This is a genomic window from Pseudomonas sp. UBA1879 (genome assembly GCF_002338065.1).
GTDB lineage: Bacteria > Pseudomonadota > Gammaproteobacteria > Pseudomonadales > Pseudomonadaceae > Aquipseudomonas.
Genome location: NZ_DDHJ01000002.1, coordinates 128,799 through 152,059, shown reverse-complemented (window position 1 = coordinate 152,059; position 23,261 = coordinate 128,799). Strand labels below are relative to the sequence as shown.

The 23,261-nt window shown below is 57.4% G+C and carries 21 protein-coding genes and 2 tRNA genes; 3 read left to right on the top strand and 20 right to left on the bottom strand.

Translation table 11 applies throughout. The features are described 5' to 3' along the window. Positions 1 to 16 precede the first annotated feature (16 nt). From nusA to rlmE, 10 genes are all read right to left on the bottom strand, one after another. Positions 17 to 1,498 carry a transcription termination factor NusA gene (gene nusA, locus B3N48_RS02480; RefSeq protein WP_110951422.1) on the bottom strand — a complete coding sequence of 494 codons (1,482 nt, stop codon included), beginning with the start codon at positions 1,496 to 1,498 and terminating at the stop codon, positions 17 to 19. Positions 1,499 to 1,545: 47 nt separating this feature from the next. After that, positions 1,546 to 2,004 carry a ribosome maturation factor RimP gene (gene rimP, locus B3N48_RS02475; RefSeq protein WP_296179140.1) on the bottom strand — a complete coding sequence of 153 codons (459 nt, stop codon included), beginning with the start codon at positions 2,002 to 2,004 and terminating at the stop codon, positions 1,546 to 1,548. A 130-nt stretch (positions 2,005 to 2,134) separates the two neighbouring features. Next, positions 2,135 to 2,211: transfer RNA gene (locus B3N48_RS02470), tRNA-Met, on the bottom strand. 97 nt (positions 2,212 to 2,308) lie between these two features. Further along, positions 2,309 to 2,394, bottom strand: a tRNA-Leu gene (locus tag B3N48_RS02465). A gap of 44 nt (positions 2,395 to 2,438) precedes the next feature. Next, positions 2,439 to 2,822: a preprotein translocase subunit SecG gene (gene secG, locus B3N48_RS02460; RefSeq protein ID WP_296178950.1), complete on the bottom strand. Its 384-nt coding sequence runs from the start codon at positions 2,820 to 2,822 to the stop codon at positions 2,439 to 2,441. Between the two features lie 4 nt (positions 2,823 to 2,826). Next, positions 2,827 to 3,582 carry a triose-phosphate isomerase gene (gene tpiA / locus B3N48_RS02455; protein WP_296178948.1) on the bottom strand — a complete coding sequence of 252 codons (756 nt, stop codon included), beginning with the start codon at positions 3,580 to 3,582 and terminating at the stop codon, positions 2,827 to 2,829. Positions 3,583 to 3,648: 66 nt separating this feature from the next. Beyond that, a complete protein-coding gene (gene glmM, locus B3N48_RS02450) occupies positions 3,649 to 4,992 on the bottom strand; it encodes a phosphoglucosamine mutase (RefSeq protein WP_296178946.1) in 1,344 nt (447 codons plus the stop codon). A gap of 15 nt (positions 4,993 to 5,007) precedes the next feature. Then, on the bottom strand, positions 5,008 to 5,859 hold the full coding sequence (gene folP, locus B3N48_RS02445; protein ID WP_296178944.1) for a dihydropteroate synthase: 852 nt from the start codon (positions 5,857 to 5,859) through the stop codon (positions 5,008 to 5,010). An 8-nt stretch (positions 5,860 to 5,867) separates the two neighbouring features. After that, positions 5,868 to 7,778 carry an ATP-dependent zinc metalloprotease FtsH gene (gene ftsH, locus B3N48_RS02440; RefSeq protein ID WP_166597063.1) on the bottom strand — a complete coding sequence of 637 codons (1,911 nt, stop codon included), beginning with the start codon at positions 7,776 to 7,778 and terminating at the stop codon, positions 5,868 to 5,870. A 187-nt stretch (positions 7,779 to 7,965) separates the two neighbouring features. Beyond that, positions 7,966 to 8,616, bottom strand: coding sequence for a 23S rRNA (uridine(2552)-2'-O)-methyltransferase RlmE (gene rlmE, locus B3N48_RS02435; RefSeq protein WP_296178941.1), 651 nt, complete (start codon positions 8,614 to 8,616; stop codon positions 7,966 to 7,968). Between the two features lie 104 nt (positions 8,617 to 8,720). On the opposite strand from rlmE, the gene yhbY reads away from it, so the two are divergent. Further along, a complete protein-coding gene (gene yhbY, locus B3N48_RS02430) occupies positions 8,721 to 9,029 on the top strand; it encodes a ribosome assembly RNA-binding protein YhbY (RefSeq protein WP_093465544.1) in 309 nt (102 codons plus the stop codon). A gap of 93 nt (positions 9,030 to 9,122) precedes the next feature. On the opposite strand, the gene greA is transcribed toward yhbY, so the two are convergent. From greA to grpE, 7 genes are all read right to left on the bottom strand, one after another. Next, positions 9,123 to 9,599: a transcription elongation factor GreA gene (gene greA / locus B3N48_RS02425; protein WP_296179137.1), complete on the bottom strand. Its 477-nt coding sequence runs from the start codon at positions 9,597 to 9,599 to the stop codon at positions 9,123 to 9,125. 2 nt (positions 9,600 to 9,601) lie between these two features. Then, positions 9,602 to 12,823, bottom strand: a complete 3,222-nt coding sequence (gene carB, locus B3N48_RS02420) for a carbamoyl-phosphate synthase large subunit (RefSeq protein WP_296178936.1) — start codon at positions 12,821 to 12,823, stop codon at positions 9,602 to 9,604. A gap of 124 nt (positions 12,824 to 12,947) precedes the next feature. Then, the gene (gene carA / locus B3N48_RS02415; protein WP_296178933.1) at positions 12,948 to 14,084 is read right to left on the bottom strand and encodes a glutamine-hydrolyzing carbamoyl-phosphate synthase small subunit; all 1,137 of its coding nucleotides are present in this window, start codon (positions 14,082 to 14,084) and stop codon (positions 12,948 to 12,950) included. A gap of 274 nt (positions 14,085 to 14,358) precedes the next feature. Then, on the bottom strand, positions 14,359 to 15,168 hold the full coding sequence (gene dapB, locus B3N48_RS02410) for a 4-hydroxy-tetrahydrodipicolinate reductase (RefSeq protein WP_296178931.1): 810 nt from the start codon (positions 15,166 to 15,168) through the stop codon (positions 14,359 to 14,361). A gap of 10 nt (positions 15,169 to 15,178) precedes the next feature. Continuing rightward, positions 15,179 to 16,309 (bottom strand): molecular chaperone DnaJ, encoded by a 1,131-nt coding sequence (gene dnaJ, locus B3N48_RS02405; protein WP_296178930.1) that lies wholly within the window; start codon positions 16,307 to 16,309, stop codon positions 15,179 to 15,181. A gap of 338 nt (positions 16,310 to 16,647) precedes the next feature. Next, entirely contained in the window at positions 16,648 to 18,564 is a 1,917-nt protein-coding gene (dnaK, locus tag B3N48_RS02400; RefSeq protein ID WP_296178928.1) for a molecular chaperone DnaK, read from the bottom strand. A 104-nt stretch (positions 18,565 to 18,668) separates the two neighbouring features. Beyond that, positions 18,669 to 19,235, bottom strand: coding sequence for a nucleotide exchange factor GrpE (grpE, locus tag B3N48_RS02395; protein ID WP_296178926.1), 567 nt, complete (start codon positions 19,233 to 19,235; stop codon positions 18,669 to 18,671). A 276-nt stretch (positions 19,236 to 19,511) separates the two neighbouring features. Between grpE and recN the strand changes: the two genes are divergently transcribed. Next, on the top strand, positions 19,512 to 21,185 hold the full coding sequence (gene recN, locus B3N48_RS02390) for a DNA repair protein RecN (RefSeq protein ID WP_296178925.1): 1,674 nt from the start codon (positions 19,512 to 19,514) through the stop codon (positions 21,183 to 21,185). Between the two features lie 206 nt (positions 21,186 to 21,391). Here recN and fur read toward each other — a convergent pair whose 3' ends face one another. Continuing rightward, on the bottom strand, positions 21,392 to 21,799 hold the full coding sequence (gene fur / locus B3N48_RS02385; protein ID WP_110951407.1) for a ferric iron uptake transcriptional regulator: 408 nt from the start codon (positions 21,797 to 21,799) through the stop codon (positions 21,392 to 21,394). A 98-nt stretch (positions 21,800 to 21,897) separates the two neighbouring features. On the opposite strand from fur, the gene B3N48_RS02380 reads away from it, so the two are divergent. Beyond that, positions 21,898 to 22,422 (top strand): outer membrane protein assembly factor BamE, encoded by a 525-nt coding sequence (locus B3N48_RS02380; RefSeq protein WP_296178924.1) that lies wholly within the window; start codon positions 21,898 to 21,900, stop codon positions 22,420 to 22,422. An 86-nt stretch (positions 22,423 to 22,508) separates the two neighbouring features. Here B3N48_RS02380 and B3N48_RS02375 read toward each other — a convergent pair whose 3' ends face one another. Continuing rightward, positions 22,509 to 22,829, bottom strand: coding sequence for an RnfH family protein (locus B3N48_RS02375; protein ID WP_296178923.1), 321 nt, complete (start codon positions 22,827 to 22,829; stop codon positions 22,509 to 22,511). After that, the gene (locus tag B3N48_RS02370; RefSeq protein ID WP_296178922.1) at positions 22,822 to 23,256 is read right to left on the bottom strand and encodes a type II toxin-antitoxin system RatA family toxin; all 435 of its coding nucleotides are present in this window, start codon (positions 23,254 to 23,256) and stop codon (positions 22,822 to 22,824) included. The genes B3N48_RS02375 and B3N48_RS02370 overlap by 8 nt, the downstream gene beginning before the upstream one ends. Between the last annotated feature and the right edge of the window lie 5 nt (positions 23,257 to 23,261).

Here is a 23,261-nt window from a genome sequence, read left to right as displayed (position 1 = left end):
CTCAGGCCGCATTTACTTACTCGAACCAATGGGCTCGGGCGGCCATGATCAACTTGCCGGCACGATCATCGTCAATGCCGTCGATGTCGAGCAGATCGTCAATAGACTGCTCGGCCAGGTCTTCGCGGGTAATTACGCCGCGCACCGCCAGTTCCATCGCCAAATCCTTGTCCATACCCTCAAGCGAGAGCAGGTCTTCGGCCGGATGGGCGTCTGCCAGCTTTTCCTCAGTAGCGATGGCTTTGGTCAACAAACGATCCTTGGCACGAGCACGAAGCTCGTTGACGATGTCTTCGTCAAAGCCGTCGATGTTGAGCATTTCCTCCAACGGTACGTAGGCAATCTCTTCCAGGCTGGTGAAGCCTTCGTCTACCAGCACCTGTGCGAGCTCTTCGTCGACTTCCAGCTCGTCGATGAAGTTGCGCAGGATGTCGCCGGTTTCCGCTTGCTGCTTGGCCTGGATGTCCGATTCGGTCATCACGTTCAGGGTCCAGCCTGTCAACTGGCTTGCCAGCCGCACGTTCTGACCGCCGCGACCAATCGCTTGGGCCAGGTTGTCTGCACCGACAGCGATGTCCATGGCGTGGGCGTCTTCATCAACGATGATCGCTGCCACTTCGGCGGGCGACATGGCGTTGATGACGAACTGCGCCGGGTTATCGTCCCAGAGCACGATATCCACACGCTCACCGCCCAACTCGCCGGAAACCGCCTGAACACGCGAACCACGCATGCCGATGCACGCGCCCTGCGGGTCAATGCGTTTGTCCTTGGAGCGAACAGCGATTTTGGCACGCGAACCAGGGTCACGAGAGGCAGCCATCACCTCGATGAGACCTTCGGCAATTTCCGGAACTTCAATCCGGAACAGCTCGATCAGCATCTCTGGCGCAGTACGCGACAGGATCAACTGAGGACCACGGTTTTCAGTGCGGATCTCTTTGAGCAATGCACGGACGCGGACACCTACACGGAAAGTTTCCCGGGAAATGATGTCTTCACGCGCCAGCAGTGCCTCGGCATTGTTACCCAAGTCGACGATGACATTGTCACGTGTAACTTTTTTAACAGTACCGGAAATGATTTCGCCCAGACGCTCACGATAAGCGTCCACGACTTGAGCGCGCTCGGCTTCGCGCACTTTCTGCACAATGACTTGCTTGGCAGTTTGCGCAGCGATACGGCCGAACTCGATGGATTCGATCTTTTCTTCTACGACATCGCCAACATTGGCACCCGGATGCGTTTCGGCAACCTTGCTTGGCCATGTCTCGATCGCCGGATCATCGAGATCGTCTTCTTCGACGACAGTCCAGCGACGGAACGTCTCGTAAGCGCCGGTGTGGCGATTGATTTCCACACGCAGATCTACTTCGTCTTCAAAACGCTTTTTGGTGGCCGTGGCCAGCGCTATTTCCAGCGCTTCAAAAATTACACCGGCCGGTACGCCTTTTTCATTCGATACCGACTCAACAACCAGCAGTACTTCTTTGCTCATCGTACGCCTCGCCTTTCGCAAGCCATTGGATCCGCGGGATCCGCGTCTCAGTCAAACGTGGGAATAATGTTGGCTTTGTCGATCAGATCGATCGGCAACAGGTATTCGTGATCATCCACTTGCACCACGACGTCCTGCTCCTCCACCCCGCGGAGAAGGCCCTGAAAGTTGCGTCGACCGTCGAACGGCGAGCGCAGCTTTATCTTCACTTGTTCCCCGGGAAAGGCTGCAAACTGCTCAAGAGTGAACAGCGGGCGTTCCATGCCAGGAGAAGAAACTTCGAGCGTGTATTCGGAGGGGATCGGATCTTCTACGTCCAGAACACCGCTGATCTGACGGCTGACGATGGCACAATCGTCCACCAGCACACCGCCCTCTTTATCGATATAAACGCGCAACATTGAGTAACGACCTTGGGCCGAAAACTCGATACCCCAGCATTCATAGCCAAGGGCCACGATCACCGGGGCCAACAAGGCCTGCAACTGTTCTAGCTTGCTCGACACCTGAACCCCCTCGTGCATGCTGTGCAAATAAAAAATGGGCAAAGCGCCCATCATGAAAAACGCCGCTGAACATCGGCGTAATAAAGTGTCCAGCTAACAAAAAGCCCCTGAAAAGGGGCTCCGCTAAAACTGGTTGCGGGGGCTGGATTTGAACCAACGACCTTCGGGTTATGAGCCCGACGAGCTACCAGACTGCTCCACCCCGCGACAAAGCTGGGGCGGAAGTATACGACCGATCCCGTTTTGGGTCAATCCGACACATCCACCTACAAGAAAGCCCGCTACTGCGGGCTCTCTTGTTAATTGGTACCGAGAAGGGGACTCGAACCCCTACACCCTATGGGCACAACCACCTCAAGGTTGCGTGTCTACCAATTCCACCACCTCGGCATTACAACTCTTTTGCAGTCCCAATAACGACCGCGAATCCCGTGTTACTTCTGTTCTGGAGCGGCAGGAACGTCAGCTGGAGCAGCGGCTGGTTTCTGTTGTCCCTCCAGGACCGGAACATCATCTGTCGCCGGCTTTTGCTTCACTTCCAATACCGCCGGGTTTGGCAAACCTACTTGAGTCAGCTGGTGAGCTTTCTCTTTAGCAAAGTAACCTAAACCCAAGCTGGTTATGAAGAAACAGGCGGCAAGTATAGCAGTAAACTTACTAAGAAAGGTAGAGGAACCTTGGCCTCCGAAGACAGTATTTGATGCACCTGCCCCGAACGACGCGCCAGCGTCCGCACCTTTACCCTGCTGCAGCAATACCAGAGCGACCACGCCCAGCGCACCCAGCAGATGAAGAACGACTACGACTGTTTCCAGCATTTTTTCAGTTTCCCGCGGCGCGAATGATCGCACCGAACTCATCTGCATTCAGGGAAGCGCCTCCAATGAGGCCCCCATCGATATCCGGCATGCTGAACAGCTCGACCGCATTGGCCGCCTTCACGCTGCCGCCATATAGAAGACGCACACCTTGTGCGACTTCAGAATTCTCTTTCGCCAACTGCGCACGAATGGCTGCGTGCACTTCCTGCGCCTGTTCTGGCGAAGCTGTCAGTCCGGTACCAATGGCCCAGACCGGCTCGTAAGCGATGACCGCATTCACGAAAGCATCGATGCCCAGCTCTTCGATGATGCTGTCGAGCTGCTGCCCGACCACTTCAAGCGTTTTGCCAGCCTGACGCTGTTCAAGGGTTTCGCCGATGCACAGCACCGGGGTCAAGCCACTTGCCTGCGCAGCTGCAAACTTGCGGCTCAGGACTTCGTTGCTCTCATCCATGATCTGGCGACGCTCCGAGTGGCCTACCAGCACCAGCTTGCAACCTGCATCTAGCAACTGAGTCGGTGAAATCTCACCGGTCAGCGCACCCTGACCCGCTTCGTGCGCACAGTTCTGCGCACCTACAGAAATCGAATGCTCTTCAAAGCACTCGACAACGAAGCTGACGTGCAGGCTCGAAGGGAATACCGCAACGTCGACACTGTCAGGAATGACCATATTAGCCAAACCTTCCACCAGCTCAGCGACGCTGGCGCAGGTACCGTGCATTTTCCAGTTACCAGCTACCATAGGGCGACGCATGCTGTACCTCGTCGGTCAAAGTGGGCGCAGATGTTACCCAACAGTTTCAACACTGGCAAGCCGTAATCAGGCGCAAACTTCAGCGACCAGTTTTGCCAGTTCATCGGCATAGCCTGCAACCAATGCTTCGTCCTCGCCCTCGACCATAACGCGCACCAAAGGCTCAGTGCCGGACTTGCGCAGCAAGACACGCCCACGCCCGCCCATCGCAACGGTTACGCGCTCGCACGCTTCCTTCACCGCCGGATGCTCCACCGGGTCCACACCTCCACCTTCAAAGCGCACGTTGACCAGCACTTGAGGGCATTTCTGCACACCCTGCCGCGACTCTGCCAGGCTCTGCCCTGTGCGCTTGAGTGCCAACAACACCTGCAGCGCTGCGATGATGGCGTCACCCGTGGTGGTGTGCTGGAAACAGACGACGTGACCGGAGTTTTCGCCGCCCACCTGCCAGTTGCGCTCCAGAAGTTCGGCGATGACGTATCGGTCACCCACATTGGCGCGCACGAACGGAATCTTCAGATCAGCCAGGGCAAGCTCAAGCCCCAGGTTACTCATCAACGTGCCGACCACCCCGCCCTGCAGACGACCGCGCTCATGCAAATCCCGCGCGATGATATACAGCAACTCGTCCCCATCAACGATTGCCCCGGTATGGTCGACCATCAACACTCGATCACCATCACCATCGAAACCAATGCCCAGATCGGCTTTTTCGGCAACCACGGCCGCTTGCAGGTTGCCCATATGGGTCGAGCCGCAATCGTCGTTGATGTTCAGGCCGTTCGGAGCAGCCGAGAGCACCGTAACCTTCGCCCCCAGCTCACGAAACACGTTAGGCGCAACTTTGTAAGTCGCCCCGTGGGCACAATCGACGACCAATTTGAGGCCCGCAAAATCAGTACTGGTTGGCACGCTGCTCTTGCAGAATTCGATGTAACGGCCAGCCGCGTCGTTGATTCGCGAAACCTTGCCAAGCTTTTCAGACTCGGCCACGGTCATCGGTGTATCCAGCAATTCCTCGATCATCATCTCGATCTCGTCTGGCAGCTTGGTGCCCTGCCCCGAGAAGAACTTGATGCCGTTATCGTGGTGCGGGTTATGCGAAGCACTGATGACGATGCCTGCTTCGGCGTGAAACGTGCGTGTCAGATAAGCGATGGCTGGCGTTGGCATCGGACCTAACAGCATGACGTCCGCGCCCGCGGCAGACAGGCCTGCTTCCAGTGCTGACTCAAACATATAACCTGAAATCCGCGTGTCCTTGCCAACCAGAATCCGGCATGCACCCATCTTGCGAAACGCCATCCCGGCTGCCCAGCCGAGCCGCAGCATGAAATCAGGCGTGATCGGAAATTGACCGACACGACCGCGAATGCCGTCGGTTCCGAAATATTTTTTCTGTGTCATGGGGCTCCAACCTTCTTATTTTGCCGATTCGACGGCGGCAATCATCCGCACCACGTCGACAGTTTCCGCAACATCGTGCACACGTAAAATTTTTGCACCCTGGACCATGGCCATCGCAGCCAAAGCGAGCGCACCGTAGAGTCGCTGGTCAACAGGCTTGTTGAGCACCTTACCGATCATGCTTTTGCGCGACACACCTACCAGCAGTGGCCGGCCCAGCGCATGCAGAGCCTCCATATGTTTGAACAGGCTCAAGTTGTGATCGAGGTTCTTTGCAAAGCCGAAACCAGGATCAAGCACGATCTTTTCAACCGGAATTCCAGCAGCGACGCAAGCGTCCATCCTTTCACTGAGGAATGACGCCACTTCAGTCACCACATCGTCATAGCGGGGGTCATCCTGCATGTCAGTCGGCTCACCGCGCATGTGCATCAAGCAGACGGGCAAACGCGTTGCGACAGCAGCCTGCAAAGCACCCTCCCGCCGCAGTGAACGCACATCATTGATCAACCCTGCGCCCAAGCGAGCGGTTTCGAGGATGACCGCTGGAGTCGACGTATCAACCGATATGACCACATCGAGTTCACGGCTGATGGCCTCCACGATAGGCGCTACACGCTCGAGCTCTTCTGTCGATGAGACGGCGCGAGCACCAGGGCGAGTTGACTCACCACCGACGTCAATCAGAGTGGCACCCGCTGCAACCATCGCCTCTGCATGGCGGAGGGCGAGATCACGCTGGGCGAAACGGCCACCGTCGGAGAACGAATCGGGGGTGATATTGAGAATGCCCATGACATGTGTCCGGGCCAAATCAAGAACCCGGTTGCCGCAAGGCAACCGGGTCGGGTACAGCGCAGAAGTCATGTCAGGCCTTAGTGTTCAGCAGCTGGGCCGCCAATCGGTGTCTCCGGACGCGGACCGACTGGCGCAGTGGGCGTCCCGGAAGTCCCGGTGCCACCTGTCCAATCGCGCGGCTCGCGAGGGGTGCGACCCGCCATGATGTCATCGATCTGCTCAGCATCGATGGTTTCATACTTCATCAGCGCGTCGGCCATCGCATCCAGCTTGTCGCGATTGTCGGTGAGAATCTGCTTCGCCGTGCCGTAGCACTGGTCGATGATGCTGCGCACTTCCGAATCGATCATCTTGGCGGTTTCACCCGAAAGGCTGGAGTTCTGCCCGCCGCCACCACGACCCAGGTAACCGCCGTCGTCGTCTTCGGAGTACATCAGAGGACCCATTTTCTCGGAAAGGCCCCATTTGGTGACCATGTTCCGGGCAATCTGACTTGCTCGCATGATGTCGTTGGACGCACCAGTGGTCACACCGTCAAAACCCAGCGTCATCTCCTCAGCGATACGGCCGCCGTAGAGCGAGCAAATTTGACTGATCAACGCACGCTTGGAAAGACTGTAGCGATCTTCTTCAGGAAGGAACATCGTGACACCCAGCGCACGTCCACGAGGAATGATCGACACCTTGTATACCGGATCATGCTCGGGAACAACGCGCCCGACGATGGCGTGACCCGCTTCGTGATAGGCCGTGTTCTGCTTCTCTTTTTCCGACATGACCATTGATTTGCGCTCGGCACCCATCATGATCTTGTCTTTCGCGAGTTCGAACTCTTTCATCTCGACGATGCGTTTGCCCACGCGAGCAGCAAACAGCGAAGCCTCGTTGACCAGGTTAGCCAAGTCAGCGCCTGAGAAGCCAGGCGTACCACGCGCAATGACAGCGGCATTGACGTCGTCACCCATTGGCACTTTGCGCATATGCACTTTCAGAATCTGTTCACGACCGCGGATATCTGGCAGACCGACCACTACCTGACGGTCGAAGCGACCCGGACGCAGCAGCGCGGGGTCAAGAACGTCCGGACGGTTGGTCGCCGCGATCACGATGATGCCGTCGTTCATTTCGAAGCCGTCCATCTCCACCAGCAATTGGTTGAGAGTCTGCTCGCGCTCATCATGACCGCCGCCCATGCCCGCACCGCGGTGGCGACCAACGGCATCGATTTCGTCGATGAAGATGATGCACGGCGCATGTTTCTTGGCTTGCTCGAACATGTCACGAACGCGGCTCGCACCCACGCCGACGAACATTTCGACGAAGTCAGAACCAGAAATGGTGAAAAACGGTACTTTCGCCTCGCCTGCAATCGCCTTGGCGAGCAATGTTTTACCGGTACCGGGCGGGCCAACCATCAACACGCCGCGTGGGATACGCCCGCCGAGACGCTGGAATTTACCCGGATCGCGGAGGAACTCGACAAGCTCACCGACTTCTTCCTTCGCCTCGTCGCAACCTGCGACGTCGGCCAGCGTGGTCTTGACCTGATCTTCGGACAGCAATCGCGCCTTGCTCTTACCAAAGCTCATCGGCCCGCCCTTGCCTCCCGCCCCACCTTGCATTTGGCGCATGAAGAACATGAAGACAGCGATGATGACGAGAATCGGGAAGCTGGCTACCAACAACTGAGTCCAGATGCTCTGCTGTTCAGGCTGCTTGCCTTCGATGACGACATTGTTGTCGACCAGATCACCGATCAAACCATTGTCCTGAATAGCCGGACGAATGGTCTTGAAGGTGTCGCCGTCGCTGCGCTTGCCCGTGATGACGTAACCGTCCACGGCAACTTTCTCGACCTTGCCATCCTTAACCTGCTGGATGAACTCAGAGTAGTTGAGGGTCTGCGGCTCGTTCGGGCTGGAAAAGTTGTTCATCACGGTCACCAGGACCGCAGCGATGATCAACCACAGGATCAAATTCTTTGCCATATCGTTCAATTAGCTACCCTCTGAAGCAAGCTCCACGCAGGAGCGTGCCTCGCATGATAATCACCGGCCTAACTTACTACAGATCCAACAGGTGTGGCAGGCGGCGTCTGTAACCCTTTGTGAAACTTTGACTACAAGATGTTCGTAACGCTTCATGAATAAAGCCATTTGAAAAAAGCTATCGCTCTCATTCAAATGGCACCGGGGCCTGATAACCGCCTTTGAATCCCCGGCCCAGCAGGTACTGCTCGCGAGACCGGTCCCGGGACGACGTGGGCTTGCGCATCTGCACCTTGTCGAACATCTTGCGTACGTCTTTGTGGTACGCATCAAACCCTTCGCCTTGAAAGATCTTGATCAGAAAATCACCACCCGGACGCAACACCCGACCCGCCAGGTCGAGCGCCAATTCACAGAGGAACATGGCGCGTGGCATATCCACTGCGCTCAATCCACTCATATTGGGGGCCATATCGGAAATCACAAGGTCTACCTCTGTATTACCGATGGCCTCCAGGATCTGTCTGAACACTGCATCCTCAGTGAAATCTCCCTGGATGAAGGTCACGTCCGGGATGCTGTCCATTTCTAGAATGTCGGATGCTATCAAACGACCTTGACCGCCAATCAGACGACTGGTCACTTGAGACCAGCCACCAGGGGCCGCGCCAAGATCGACCACGGTCATGCCGGGACGGATCAGTCGGTCCTTTTCTTGAATTTCCAGAAGCTTGTAACTCGCTCGGGAGCGGTAGCCGTCCTTCTGCGCCTGTTTGACGAAAGGATCGTTGAAATGTTCTCTCAGCCAGTTATGGCTGCTCTTGGAGCGCTGCGCCACGGGGCACCTCGATGATGAAAGGGTCGTGATTAACTGGGCGGAGCCACGGCCCCTCGGGTAAAATGCCCGCCAATTTTACAGAATCAGACGAAAAGGGTCAGATTATGCCGCTCAATAACGAGCAGAAGAAACAGTACAAATCCATTGGACATGACCTGAAGCCGGTTCTGATGGTTGCCGGCAACGGCCTGAGCGAAGGCGTCTTGGCCGAACTGGACCGCGCTTTGGTGGATCATGAACTGATCAAGGTTCAGATCAAGCTGGAAGACCGCGACGAGCGTCGCGCCGTGATCGAAGAACTGTGCAAGCAGGGTCGCGCCGAACTGGTACAGACCATCGGCAAGATGGCGCTCATCTACCGAAAGAACCCGCAGCCTAACAAACAGCTGTCCAACATTCACCGTTATAAATAACGGCGGGATTCGTCAGAAGGCGCGACCGGCGCGCCTCTGAACGGAACCTGCCTCAGTCGCAAGCCGCTCAGGGAGCGGCCCGCGACAGATAGGTCAGATGTGCTTGACCTCAACGATTTCGTATTCGATCACACCGCTTGGTGTCTTGATCGCCACGACATCGCCCTCTTCCTTGCCGATGATCGCCCGGGCAATCGGTGCGCCGACTGAAATCTTGCCCAATTTGATGTTGGCTTCGTCTTCACCCACGATCTGGTAAGTGACCTGCTCGTCAGTCTCGACGTTAGCCAGGTCGACGGTCGTGCCAAAAATCACCTTGCCCGTGTGAGCGATGGTGGTGACGTCGATCACCACCGAGTTCTGCAGGCGGCCTTCGATATCACGGATACGCGCTTCAACCATGCCCTGCTCTTCGCGGGCAGCGTGGTATTCGGCGTTTTCCTTGAGGTCTCCCAGCTCACGAGCCTCACCAATGGCCTGGCTCAAGCGCGGGCGCTCGACCTTGCTCAATTGATGCAGTTCTTCCTCCAGGGCTTTGGCGCCCTGGACGGTCATCGGATATTTGTTAATGCTCATGCCTTCAGTCCTGCATGTAGATCCTGCAAGCGACGAACAGTCTTTTCAGGACCGAATTTCAGCGCTTCACAGATAGCCTCGCCCGCAGCGATGGTGGTGGTGCAGTAGATCTTGTGCTGCAAGGCGTTGCGGCGAATGGAGTAGGAATCCGCGATCGACTGACGACCCTCAGTGGTGTTGATGATCAACGTGACTTCGTCATTCTTGATCATGTCGACCACATGAGGGCGGCCTTCGGTCACTTTGTTTACGCGGCGCACTTTCAAGCCTGCGGCCTCGATCAGACGCGCAGTGCCTGCGGTTGCCACTACGTCGAAGCCCAGCTCGATGAGACTCCGAGCAACGTCAGCCACCAGAGGCTTGTCGTCGTCACGCACGCTGATGAACGCGGTACCGCCGGTCGGCAGCACTTCGCTGGCGCCCATTTGCGCCTTGGCGAACGCCTCGCCGAAGGTGTCACCGACACCCATGACTTCACCCGTGGACTTCATCTCTGGCCCAAGGATCGGGTCAACGCCAGGGAATTTGGCGAACGGGAACACGGCCTCTTTCACGCTGTAGAAGTTCGGAATGATTTCCTTGGTGAAACCCAGTTCTTTCAGGGTTTTGCCGGCCATGACGCGCGCAGCAATCATTGCCAGGGAAACACCGATGCACTTGGACACGAACGGCACGGTACGCGACGCGCGTGGGTTCACTTCGATGACGTAAATGTCTTCGCCTTGCAGCGCCAATTGAACGTTCATCAGGCCGACGACGCCCAGTTCCAGGGCCATTTTCTTGACCTGTTCGCGCATCTCGTCCTGGATGTGGGCGGGCAGCGAGTAAGGAGGCAGCGAGCATGCCGAGTCACCGGAGTGAACACCCGCCTGCTCGATGTGCTGCATGATTGCGCCAATCACCACGTCGGTGCCGTCGCAAACAGCATCCACATCCATTTCGATGGCGCAGTTCAGGAAGTGGTCCAGCAGCACCGGGCTGTCGTTGGACACTTGAACCGCTTCACGCAGGTAACGCTTGAGCTCTTCTTCCTGATACACGATTTCCATCGCGCGGCCGCCCAAGACGTAGGACGGGCGAACCACCAGCGGGTAACCGATTTTGGCTGCGGCACGAATCGCTTCGTCTTCGCTGCGTACGGTCGCGTTTGGCGGCTGACGCAGGTTGAGGCGCTCGACCATCTGCTGGAAGCGCTCACGGTCTTCTGCACGGTCGATGGCGTCAGGGCTGGTGCCGATGATCGGCACGCCAGCAGCTTCCAGCGCCCGAGCCAATTTCAGCGGGGTCTGGCCACCGTACTGAACGATCACGCCCTTCGGCTTCTCGACACGGACGATTTCCAGCACGTCTTCCAGCGTGACAGGCTCGAAGTACAGACGATCGGAGGTGTCGTAGTCGGTCGACACGGTTTCCGGGTTGCAGTTGACCATGATGGTCTCGTACCCGTCGTCGCGCAGGGCCAGTGCCGCGTGAACGCAGCAGTAGTCGAACTCGATGCCCTGGCCGATACGGTTAGGACCGCCGCCCAGAATCATGATTTTGTCGCGAGTCGAAGGGTTGGCTTCGCACTCTTCTTCGTACGTGGAGTACATGTAAGCGGTGTCGGTCGCGAATTCGGCAGCGCAGGTGTCGACCCGCTTGTAGACCGGGTAGATCTCCAGCTTGTGGCGATGGGTGCGCACACTCTTCTCGGTCACGCCCAGCAGCTTGGCCAGACGCGCATCAGAGAAGCCTTTGCGTTTCAGGCGGAACATCACGTCACGATCGATCGCCGACATTCCCATGGTCTTGACCTTCTCTTCTTCCTTGATCAGATCTTCGATCTGCACCAGGAACCAAGGGTCGATCATGTTCATGCCGAAAATCTGCTCGACGGTCATGCCCGCGCGGAAAGCGTCGGCGACGTACCAGATACGCTCGGCGCCTGGAACGGTCAGTTCACGCTTGAGGATGCTTGCGCTTTCAGAGTCGGTCAGGTCCAGTTTCGGATCGAGGCCGCTGACGCCCACTTCCAGACCGCGCAGGGCTTTCTGCAAGGATTCCTGGAAGGTACGGCCGATAGCCATGACTTCACCCACCGACTTCATCTGGGTGGTCAGGCGCGCATCAGCCTTGGAGAACTTCTCGAAGGCGAAACGTGGCAGCTTGGTGACGACGTAATCGATGGAAGGCTCGAACGAGGCCGGGGTCTTGCCGCCGGTGATGTCGTTCTGCAGCTCGTCAAGGGTGTAACCCACGGCCAGCTTGGCCGCGACTTTGGCGATCGGGAAGCCTGTGGCTTTCGAAGCCAAGGCCGACGAACGAGAAACGCGCGGGTTCATTTCGATCACGACCATGCGGCCTGTGTCCGGGCAGATACCGAACTGCACGTTGGAACCGCCGGTCTCGACACCGATCTCCCGCAGCACTGCCAAAGAGGCATTACGCAGGATCTGGTATTCCTTGTCGGTCAGGGTCTGGGCGGGGGCCACGGTGATCGAGTCACCGGTGTGCACGCCCATCGGGTCAAAGTTTTCGATGGAGCAGACGATGATGCAGTTGTCCTTTTTGTCACGGACAACTTCCATTTCATATTCTTTCCAGCCGATCAGCGACTCGTCGATCAGCAGTTCTTTGGTCGGCGACAGGTCCAGACCGCGGGCGCAGATTTCTTCGAACTCTTCACGGTTATACGCAATACCGCCGCCGGTGCCACCCATGGTGAAGGACGGACGGATGATGCACGGGAACCCCAGCTTCTCGAGGACCGCGTTGGCCTCTTCCATGCTGTGTGCGATACCGGAGCGCGGGCATTCCAGGCCGATGGCCTTCATGGCCTTGTCGAAACGCGAACGGTCTTCGGCCTTGTCGATGGTGTCAGCGTTGGCGCCGATCATTTCCACCCCGAACTTCTCCAGAACGCCTTCGCGCTCCAGGTCCAGCGCACAGTTGAGAGCAGTCTGACCGCCCATGGTCGGCAGCAGTGCGTCTGGACGCTCTTTCTCGATGATCTTGGCGACGGTCGCCCATTTGATCGGTTCGATGTAGGTCGCATCGGCCATGGCCGGGTCGGTCATGATGGTGGCCGGGTTGGAGTTCACCAGAATGACGCGATAGCCCTCTTCGCGCAGGGCCTTGCACGCTTGAGCGCCGGAGTAATCGAATTCGCAGGCCTGGCCGATCACGATCGGGCCAGCACCAAGAATCAGGATGCTTTTAATGTCTGTACGTTTTGGCATGGGTTGTCACTCGAATCCTGTGTCAGTCGGCAAGCCGTCTTGAACATTCTCAGGTGCCGGGCGGGCTGTCGGATCTGATCCGGCCCGCCGCAGTCACCTGCTCGCTATGGTCGACGTCAGCGGCTTAGCGGCGCTTGGCCATGGCAGTGATGAAGCGATCAAACAGCGGCGCGACATCGTTCGGGCCCGGGCTCGCTTCAGGGTGACCCTGGAAGCTGAACGCGTCCTTGTCGGTGCGCTCGATGCCTTGCAGCGTGCCGTCGAACAGCGATTTGTGAATCGCACGAACGTTGCTCGGCAGCGTGGCTTCGTCTACTGCAAAACCGTGGTTCTGGCTGGTGATCATGACGACGCCGGTGTCCAGATCCTGAACCGGGTGGTTGGCGCCGTGGTGACCGTGGCCCATTTTGACCGTCTTGGCGCCAGAGGCCAGGGCGAGCAATTGGTGACCCAGGCAGATGCCAAATACGGGAATCTCGGTTTGCAGCACGTCCTTGATCGCCTGAATCGCGTAGTCACAAGGCTCAGGGTCGCCTGGGCCGTTGGACAGGAAAACGCCATCCGGTTTGAGAGCGAGGACTTCGCTGGCCGGCGTCTGTGCTGGCACCACAGTCACGCGGCAACCGCGCTCGACGAGCATGCGCAGAATATTGGTCTTCACGCCGTAGTCGTAGGCGACGACGTTGTACGGCAGGTCGGCAGCAGCGATGTCCGGATGGCTGTCGGTTTTCAGGCCCCATACGCTAGAGCGCCATTCGTAGGTTTCTTTGGTGCTGACTTCTTTCGCCAGATCCATGCCCTTCAGGCCCGGGAAGCCACGAGCAGCTGCAATGGCCGCCTCTTCGGAAATGTTGTCACCGGCCATGATGCAGCCGTTCTGTGCGCCTTTCTCACGCAGAATCCGGGTCAGGCGACGCGTATCGATACCCGCGATGGCGACGACATTGTTGGCTTTCAGATAGTCATCCAGGGACATCTTGTTACGCCAGTTGCTCGCTACCAGCGGGAGGTCTCGAATCACCAAGCCTGCGGACCATACGCGGTCAGACTCGGCGTCTTGCGGCGTGGTGCCGGTGTTGCCGATATGAGGGTAGGTCAGGGTGACGATTTGCTGGGCATAGGAAGGATCGGTAAGGATTTCCTGATAGCCGGTCATTGCGGTGTTGAACACCACCTCACCAACGGTTTGACCGTCGGCTCCAATGGCTTCGCCGCGAAAAATGCTGCCATCAGCAAGGGCGAGTATGGCTGGCTTAGTCAAGAAGACCTCCCGTAATAAAGCCTGAAAGGGCGATCGCAGGTTGTAAAAAAGCGGAATGACGTTTGGACACGTCACCCCGCTTTTTCATCGAATTATCTGCGCGCTTTTAGTGGACACACTAAAGCTGTAGCTTACAGAAAAAGTGTTTTTTAATCCACCGCTAAAACGCCTTGAAGCCGGAGGAATGCGACAGAACATCACCAAGCAAGTTGAAACCGCGGGCAAGAGACAGTCAAAAAGCCTCATCGCCCGCGTTCCGGATTACGCTTGTGCGCTACGTGCGCAGGTCGAGCACGTCCTGCATATCGTAAAGGCCCGGCGTTTTTCCATCGAGCCAAAGCGCTGCCCGCACCGCACCTTTGGCGAACGTCATGCGGCTGGACGCTTTGTGTGTGATTTCGAGGCGTTCACCTTCAGTCGCGAATAACACCGTGTGGTCTCCGACTACATCGCCGCCACGCACAGTGGCGAAACCGATGGTCTCGCGTTCACGAACGCCGGTATGGCCTTCGCGACCATAGACCGCCACCTTGCTCAGATCACGACCCAAAGCGTTGGCCACCACTTCGCCCATGCTGACCGCAGTGCCCGACGGCGCATCGACTTTATTGCGATGATGCGCCTCAATGATTTCGATGTCGGCGTCGCCCCCCATCACCCTCGCCGCCAGATCCAGCAGCTTGAAGGACAGGTTCACCCCAACACTGAAGTTGGAGGCGAAGACAATCGGAATCTCTTGGCTCGCTTCGCTCAACAGCTGCTTTTGATCGGCACTCAGCCCTGTCGTACCGATCACCATGGCCTTCCCGGCCTTACGGCAGAACGCCAGATTTTTCAGCATGACCTCCGGCAGAGTGAAGTCGATCAGGACATCAAACTCGTCCGCGACCTGCTCCAGATGACCGGTCAATTGCACGCCGATCCGACCCAGCGAAGCCAATTCGCCTGCATCGGCGCCAATCATGGTACTGCCTGGGCGAACGATCGCCGCCGTCAGTCCCGTCAGTGGCGCACGTTCTTGAACGGCTTCTACCAGGTTTTTACCCATACGCCCGGCAGCGCCCATTACCGCAATACGTCGCATGCCCTGCTCCTTAGAGGTCGCCGAAGAAACGCTTCACACCTTCGAACCAGCCACTGGCCTTCGGCGAATGAGAGCTGTCACCTTCCAGCGACGCGCGGAATTCTTCGAGCAATTCGCGCTGACGACGACCGAGATTGACCGGGGTTTCCACTGCAACGCGGCACATCAAATCACCTGCACCACCGCCACGCACCGGCGCAACACCTTTACCGCGCAGACGGAATTGCTTGCCGGTCTGTGTGCCTTCAGGAATCTTCAATTTGACGCGACCATCCAGGGTCGGCACTTCCAGCTCGCCGCCCAACGCTGCGTCAGTGAAACTGATCGGCACCTCGCAATACAGGTGCTTGCCATCGCGCTGAAAGATCGCGTGCTCGCGCACGTTGATCACGACGTAGAGGTCGCCCGTCGGCCCGCCTTGAACACCCGCCTCGCCTTCGCCCGACAAACGAATACGGTCGCCGGTGTCGACGCCCGCAGGCACCTTGACCGATAGCGTCTTGTACTCTTCGACACGGCCTTCACCGTGGCAGGACTCGCAAGGGTCGGAAATGATCTTGCCGTTGCCGTGGCAACGCGGACAGGTTTGCTGCACCGAGAAGAAGCCCTGCTGCATACGCACCTGACCGATGCCGCCGCAGGTTGGGCAGGTCACAGGTGAAGAACCTTTCTTGGCCCCGGTGCCATCGCAAGGTTTGCAGTTCACCAGCGTGGGTACGCGAATGCTGACAGTCGTGCCACGCACAGCTTCTTCAAGGTTCAGTTCCAAGGTGTAACGCAGGTCACTGCCGCGTTGCGCACCGCCTCGACCACCGCCACCGGCGCGGCCGCCACCGAAAAAGTCGCTGAAGACATCGCCGAAAATGTCGGAGAAATTCGCGCCACCCCCGCCAAAGCCGCCGCCTCCCATGCCTTGATCGACGCCGGCATGACCATACTGGTCATAGGCCGCGCGTTTGCTGGCATCGGACAGCACTTCGTAAGCTTCGTTGGCTTCCTTGAACGCATCTTCCGAGGCTTTGTCGCCCGGGTTGCGGTCAGGGTGATATTTCATTGCGAGACGACGGTATGCCTTTTTCAGGTCCGCTTCGCTGGAGCCCCGCTCCACCCCCAATACTTCGTAATAGTCACGCTTTGACATAAGTTTTCTGCACTCTTGAGGACGTCCGGCATAACCCTCCTGAGTTTGCCGAACTCGTTGAGCCCCTTTCAGGCCCGGACCCAACTCACGTCAATTCAACGATCCTGGTCTTGGTTCAACGGCCTTCGATCTACCGAAAAAAGCGGCAGAACAGCCGGACTGCAGGAGCATCCGGCTTTGCCACAAGGCTCGCAGCGACGCGTCGCGAGCCTCAGAAAAAATCCTGTATTCCAGACACGCCAACGCGGGAGCAAGCCCCCGCGCGGCGACATCCTACCAGCGACCGCACAACAGCGGTCAACCGGCGATCAAGTGAGCCTGCGCCTACTTGTCTTGCATTACTTCTGGTCTTTCACTTCTTCGAACTCAGCGTCGACAACGTCATCAGCCTTGTGCTCTTCCTGCGCCGCCTGGGCACCAGCCTCAGGCTTTTCAGCCTGTTCGGCGTACATTTTCTGAGCGACTGGCGCAGACACCTTCGACAGCTCTTCGACCTTGGCGTCGATGTCGGCTTTGTCGCTACCTTTGACAGCAGCTTCCAGCGCAACAACAGCCGCTTCGATTGCGGTCTTCTCTTCGGCAGTGACTTTGTCGCCCGCGTCAGCGACCATTTTGCGAGTCGAGTGAACCAGTGCGTCACCCTGGTTACGGGCAGCGGCCAGCTCTTCGAACTTACGGTCTTCTTCCGAGTTCGCTTCGGCGTCGCGGATCATCTGCTGGATTTCTTCGTCCGACAGACCCGAGTTGGCCTTGATCACGATCGATTGAGTCTTGCCAGTGGCCTTGTCTTTAGCGCCAACGTGCAGGATGCCGTTGGCGTCGATGTCAAAGGTCACTTCAATCTGAGGGACGCCACGTGGAGCGGGTGGAATCTCGGCCAGGTCGAATTTGCCCAACGATTTGTTCTGAGTGGCTTGCTTACGCTCACCTTGCAGGACATGGATAGTCACGGCGCTCTGGTTGTCGTCGGCGGTCGAGAACACTTGCGATTTCTTGGTCGGAATCGTGGTGTTTTTCTCGATCAGCGCGGTCATCACGCCGCCCATGGTTTCGATACCCAGCGTCAGCGGGCTGACGTCCAGCAGCAGCACGTCTTTCACGTCACCGGCCAGTACCGCACCCTGAATCGCGGCACCCATGGCGACGGCTTCGTCAGGGTTGACGTCCTTACGGGCTTCTTTGCCGAAGAAATCGGTGACCGCCTTCTGAACCAGCGGCATACGGGTCTGACCGCCCACCAGGATCACGTCGTTGATCGCGCCAATGTCGATACCCGAGTCTTTCAGCGCAATGCGGCAAGGCTCGATGGTGCGCTGAACGAGATCCTCGACCAACGATTCCAGCTTGGCACGAGAAATCTTGACGTTCAGGTGCTTAGGACCGGTGGCGTCTGCAGTGATGTACGGCAGGTTGACATCGGTGGACTGGCTGGAAGACAGCTCGATCTTGGCCTTCTCGGCAGCTTCTTTCAAACGCTGCATTGCCAGCGGGTCACCTTTGAGGTTCATGCCGCTTTCTTTCTTGAATTCGTCCACCAGGTAGTCGATCAGGCGAATGTCGAAGTCTTCACCGCCCAGGAAGGTGTCGCCGTTGGTGGCCAACACTTCAAACTGGTGCTCGCCATCGACTTCGGCGATTTCAATGACCGAGACGTCGAACGTACCGCCACCCAAGTCATAAACGATGACAGTGTGGTCGCCTTTGGCTTTGTCCATACCGTAAGCCAGAGCGGCTGCGGTCGGTTCGTTGATGATGCGTTTGACGTCCAGACCGGCGATACGGCCAGCGTCTTTAGTCGCCTGACGCTGGCTGTCGTTGAAGTAGGCCGGAACAGTGATGACTGCTTCAGTAACGGACTCGCCAAGGTAGTCTTCGGCGGTCTTTTTCATCTTCTTCAGAATTTCAGCGGAAATCTGAGGCGGCGACATCTTCTTGTCGTTGACCGACACCCATGCATCGCCATTGTCGTTCTTGGCAATGGTGTAGGGCACCATCTTGATGTCTTTCTGAACGACTTCTTCGTCGAATTTACGACCGATCAGACGCTTCACCGCGTACAGCGTATTGTGCGGGTTGGTGACAGCCTGACGCTTGGCCGACTGGCCGACCAGAATTTCGCCATCATTGGCGTACGCAATGATCGAAGGGGTGGTCCGCGCGCCTTCGGCGTTCTCGATCACCTTGGCTTTACCGTTTTCCAGAACCGAAACGCAGGAGTTGGTGGTCCCCAGGTCGATACCGATAATCTTGCCCATGTTTTGACTCTCCCGAAACTTCAATTAGGTTGCCGCAACTGCGTTTACAAATTGCGGTAATTCTTTAAACGCATGGCCTGTAAATGGGGGCCACTCAGCTGATTTCAAGCCTGCTCGTCAATTGACGGTGCAACAGGCGACGGTGCCTTGCTGACCACAACCATGGCCGGGCGCAGCAGGCGGCCATTGAGCTGATAACCCTTCTGGAACACTTTCAGAACGCTGTTCGGCTCAACGTCGGCGCTCTCTTGCATTGCCATCGCCTGATGATGCTCGGCATTGAATGGCTGACCGTGCGGATCGATGGCTTCAAGCTGATAGCGCTTGAGGGTGTCGCCAAACATTTTCAGGGTCAGCTCGATGCCTTCACGCATCGGACGGATGCTCTCGTCATCCGGGTTGGACAGGTCCAGACCGCGCTCCAGACTGTCGACGATCGGCAGCAGGTCGCTGGCGAATTTCTCCAATGCGAATTTGTGAGCCTTCTCCACGTCCTGCTCAGCACGGCGGCGGACGTTTTGCAGATCCGCAGCGACACGCAGAGACTGGTCCTTCGCTGCCGCCAGTTGCTCTTCCAGCACTTGCACGCGGGTTGCCAAATCTTCTCCGGAATGCGCTGCATCGGCAGCTTGATCCTGAGCCTGCATATCCGGGTTCTGTTCGTCGGCCATAACTCTCTCCTTCCAATGACGTCCGTGAGCCTAACTCACGCTTCTGTTCGGCTATATGGGGCCGGAATTTTCGGCTTCAAGGGCTCGGAGCGAAGGAGAACGCGAATACCCCTACAAAATTTCCGACATGACTCGCATCGCGTTTCGACCTGCCAATTCAAAGCGTTAGTGCTAAAAATGCCGGGCCACCTCTCGAAACGAGCTAAGGCCGGGCATTGTCAGCCCGAAGCGAAACACTGTATAAATAACCAGACAAATCGCTTGGGAGCCGCCCTTATGCTGCTGCACCTGTCCATACATAACTACGCCATCGTTGAACACCTCGACCTTGAACTCGATCGAGGCATGAGTGTGATTACCGGGGAAACCGGTGCTGGCAAGTCGATCATGCTCGACGCACTGGGCCTGACGCTCGGCGATCGGGCCGACAGCGGCGTAGTGAGACCGGGTGCCGATAAGGCCGACATCCTGGCCACCTTCGATGTCTCGGATATTCCGGAAGCGCGCACCTGGTTGTCTGAGCGCGATCTGGACACCGATGGCCCGTGCATCCTGCGCCGGGTCATCACCGCTGAAGGTCGCTCACGCTCGTATATAAACGGTACGCCTTGCCCTCAAGGCGACTTGAAAGCGCTGGGCGAACTGGTGATCGACATTCACAGCCAGCACGAACATCAATCACTGCTGAAAACGGATACCCATCGCCGGCTCCTGGACGAATACGCCGGCGCGACTGATCTGGCGCGGCAAGTACAGCTGGCTGCGCAGCGCTGGCGTCAGACCCGTCAGGAACTGGAACGGCTGTCCAACTCCGGCGATGAACAGCGAGCCAAACACCAGCTGTTGAGCTACCAGCTCGAAGAGCTCGAAGGCTTAAGCCTGGGCGAGCACGAGCTTGAACAGTTGGAGCAGGAACACACGACCCTGACCAACGCCGAAAGCCTGCTGGGCATTTGCCGCCAGGTGGTCGAGCTGTGCAGCGAAAGCGATTCAGGCAATGCGCTGAACGCACTGACCGCCAGCCTTAACAGGCTGACCAGCGTCAACAATTCACCCGACGCGCTGAACGAGGCAACCAATCTGCTCTCCAGTGCCCAAATTCAGGTCGAGGAAGCGGTCGGCGAAATCAACCGCTTTCTTGATCGTTTCGAAGCCGACCCCGCGAGACTGCAACAGATCGAAGAGCGTCTGGACACGATCTACACGCTGGCCAGAAAACACCGAGTGCAGCCCACCGAAGTGCCAGCCCTGCATCAAAAGCTGCTGGACGAAATCGAGACGCTCAACGCCAATGACGAGGCCATCGAGCGCCTGGAACACGAACTGGGCTCGTACGCTCGCCACTATCAAGAAAAGGCTCGTGAGCTGAGCGATTTGCGTCACCGTGCGGCACCCGAGTTGGCCCACGCCGTTGAGCATGAGATCCAGCGGCTGGGCATGCCCGGAGGACGGTTCAATATCGAACTGAAGACAAACGCCGACAAAGAGTTGTCACCCAACGGGCTTGAGCAGGTCGAGTTGTTAGTCAGCGCCAACCCCGGTCAACCGCTCAAGGCTCTGGCGAAAGTGGCATCGGGGGGCGAACTGTCGCGGATCAGCCTCGCAATTCAGGTTATCACCGCTCAAACATCAAGGGTGCCAACGCTGGTGTTCGACGAAGTCGACGTTGGCATCGGTGGACCTACGGCTGAAATTGTCGGGCAGTTGCTGCGCAGGCTCGGCGAGCGCGGTCAGGTCATGACCGTGACGCACTTGCCACAGGTGGCCGCCCAGGGTCATCAGCATTTGTTCGTGCACAAGGTTCGCGACGAAGAGGTCACGCGTACGGCCGTTTCGAAGCTCAGCAAGAATGAGCGTGTGGAGGAAGTGGCGCGAATGCTGGGCGGGATCGACCTCACCAAAGAATCGCTGGCTCACGCGAAGAAAATGGTGGTTGCCTCCAAATCCTGATCCGTTCGATCTCGCTGGAACAAGCACGCCCTCGCTGTGGGGGCAAATTCATGCAAGAGCCGCCAGCGGGCTAAAAATTCGCAATCTGTTGCTCCGAGGGGCGAAGGGATTCGATACCACAGCCAGATCAGCGGCGACGCGACGTTATCTACGAGAAACAAAAAAGGCGACCCTGAGGTCGCCTTTTTTACGCATCCAAAAAAAACTTACGCTTTTTTCTTGCGTACGTAGAGCACCAGATTGTGGTCCACCAACTCGAAGCCGTGCTTGACCACAATGGCTTTTTGCAGCTTCTCGATCTCTTCGTCGAAGAACTCGATTACCTCACCGGACTCCACATTGACCATGTGGTCGTGGTGGCCTCCGTCGGCCAATTCAAACACAGCATGACCGCCGTCGAAATTGTGGCGAACCACCAATCCGGCCGCTTCGAACTGAGTCAAAACACGGTAAACCGTCGCCAGACCGACGTCTTCGTTGGCCTCCATCAGTGCCTTGTAGACGTCCTCCGCGCTCATATGGCGCTGCTCGGCAGAATCGAGCATTTGAAGGATCTTGACCCGTGGCAGAGTCACTTTAAGTCCAGCTTTGCGTAGTTCGCTATTTTCAACCATGGTCAGCTTTCTCGCAGACGCTGCTTCGCAGCTTCTCTTAATGCAGGTATGATCGGGGTTTACGTTGTCCCAGCCAAGATAGTGGAAGTCGCCCACCGATGCAAAACACCAAGCTCTTGCTAACCAGTTTCACCTTCGTGGGACTGCTCGCACTCGCCGGTTGTTCATTCCCCGGGGTTTATAAAATCGACATCCAACAGGGCAATGTCGTCACGCAAGACATGATAGACCAGTTGCGTCCCGGAATGACCCGACGGCAAGTACGGTTTATCATGGGCAACCCTCTCCTGACCGATACCTTCCACCCGAACCGCTGGGACTATCTCTACAGCCTGCAGCCCGGTGGCGGTGAACGCCAACAGGAACGCATCAGCCTGATCTTCAACGGTAACGATCAACTGGCGAGCCTTTCTGGCGACTTCAAACCGGGTGTAAGCCGCGACGAAGCGATCCTCGGCAAGCCGAGCGATACCAGCGTCACCCCTGAAAACAAAGGCGATCAGCCGCAGAAAGAAGAGCCGCCGAAGCCTGGTTCTTTGCTTGAGCAGATCCAAAACGACGTCGACAAAGTCGAGACAGTGCCGGTCCCGAATCAGGAACCGCTGGACACTAATCCACGCTGATACTCGCTGCAAGCTCAGAGCGGCGGTACAAAAAAGCCCGGAATCCCGGGCTTTTTTACGTCTGTGCAATCGAGCCCATGCAAAACTTAAATCGGTTTTTGCGCCCTCTTTGCCTTCGCTGCCTTCTCGGCACGTAGACGGCGTACCTCTTTTGGATCAGCCAGAAGCGGGCGATAAATTTCCACCCGATCCCCTCCTGCTAACGAGCGCACTTTCGGGTCGCTGACGACGTTGCCAAATATTCCCATCGGGCTCTGCGCCAGATCCAGCTCAGTGAACTGACGCGTGAGGCCCGACGCCTGCGCCGCTTCAAACACAGTCGTTCCCACAGGCACGTCGACAACGACCAACACCTGGCGTTCGGCAGTGGCATACACCACTTCGACACGGATCATCGGGTCAGCCATACAGCTCTTTGGCACGCTGGCAGAACGCATCGACCAACGTGTTCGCGGCCTGATTGAACAGAGGACCGAGGGTCGCCCGTACAATGGAGCCGGAATATTCGAATGACAGGTCAAGGCTGATCTTGCAGGCCTTCTCGTTGAGCACCTTGAAGGTCCAGACGCCGTGCAGCTGGCTGAAAGGACCCTCTTCAAGATTCATTTCAATCGTCTGCCCTGGCGTCAGTGTGTTGCGGGTCACAAAATGCTGGCTCAACCCGCCCTTGGCCACTTCGACCCGTGCGCGCATGGACGTGTCGCTTTGTTCCAGCACCTTGGCGCCGGAACACCATGGCAAAAATTCCGAATAGCGAGCCACGTCGTTGACCAGGTCATACAGCGCTTCCGCAGGGTAGGGCAAAAGGGCCGAACGTTGAATATGCGTAGTCATGTCAG

Bases quoted from the DNA above. Each gene is read 5' to 3' on its own strand.
- dnaK (WP_296178928.1), bottom strand. From the start codon at position 18,564: ATGGGCAAGATTATCGGTATCGACCTGGGGACCACCAACTCCTGCGTT.
- nusA (WP_110951422.1), bottom strand. From the start codon at position 1,498: ATGAGCAAAGAAGTACTGCTGGTTGTTGAGTCGGTATCGAATGAAAAA.
- B3N48_RS02375 (WP_296178923.1), bottom strand. From the start codon at position 22,829: ATGGCTGACCCGATGATCCGTGTCGAAGTGGTGTATGCCACTGCCGAA.
- dapB (WP_296178931.1), bottom strand. From the start codon at position 15,168: ATGCGACGTATTGCGGTAATGGGCGCTGCCGGGCGTATGGGTAAAAAC.
- recN (WP_296178925.1), top strand. From the start codon at position 19,512: ATGCTGCTGCACCTGTCCATACATAACTACGCCATCGTTGAACACCTC.
- folP (WP_296178944.1), bottom strand. From the start codon at position 5,859: ATGACTTCTGCGCTGTACCCGACCCGGTTGCCTTGCGGCAACCGGGTT.
- B3N48_RS02380 (WP_296178924.1), top strand. From the start codon at position 21,898: ATGCAAAACACCAAGCTCTTGCTAACCAGTTTCACCTTCGTGGGACTG.
- yhbY (WP_093465544.1), top strand. From the start codon at position 8,721: ATGCCGCTCAATAACGAGCAGAAGAAACAGTACAAATCCATTGGACAT.
- tpiA (WP_296178948.1), bottom strand. From the start codon at position 3,582: ATGCGTCGCCCTATGGTAGCTGGTAACTGGAAAATGCACGGTACCTGC.
- dnaJ (WP_296178930.1), bottom strand. From the start codon at position 16,309: ATGTCAAAGCGTGACTATTACGAAGTATTGGGGGTGGAGCGGGGCTCC.
- fur (WP_110951407.1), bottom strand. From the start codon at position 21,799: ATGGTTGAAAATAGCGAACTACGCAAAGCTGGACTTAAAGTGACTCTG.
- secG (WP_296178950.1), bottom strand. From the start codon at position 2,822: ATGCTGGAAACAGTCGTAGTCGTTCTTCATCTGCTGGGTGCGCTGGGC.
- glmM (WP_296178946.1), bottom strand. From the start codon at position 4,992: ATGACACAGAAAAAATATTTCGGAACCGACGGCATTCGCGGTCGTGTC.
- grpE (WP_296178926.1), bottom strand. From the start codon at position 19,235: ATGGCCGACGAACAGAACCCGGATATGCAGGCTCAGGATCAAGCTGCC.
- carB (WP_296178936.1), bottom strand. From the start codon at position 12,823: ATGCCAAAACGTACAGACATTAAAAGCATCCTGATTCTTGGTGCTGGC.
- B3N48_RS02370 (WP_296178922.1), bottom strand. From the start codon at position 23,256: ATGACTACGCATATTCAACGTTCGGCCCTTTTGCCCTACCCTGCGGAA.
- ftsH (WP_166597063.1), bottom strand. From the start codon at position 7,778: ATGGCAAAGAATTTGATCCTGTGGTTGATCATCGCTGCGGTCCTGGTG.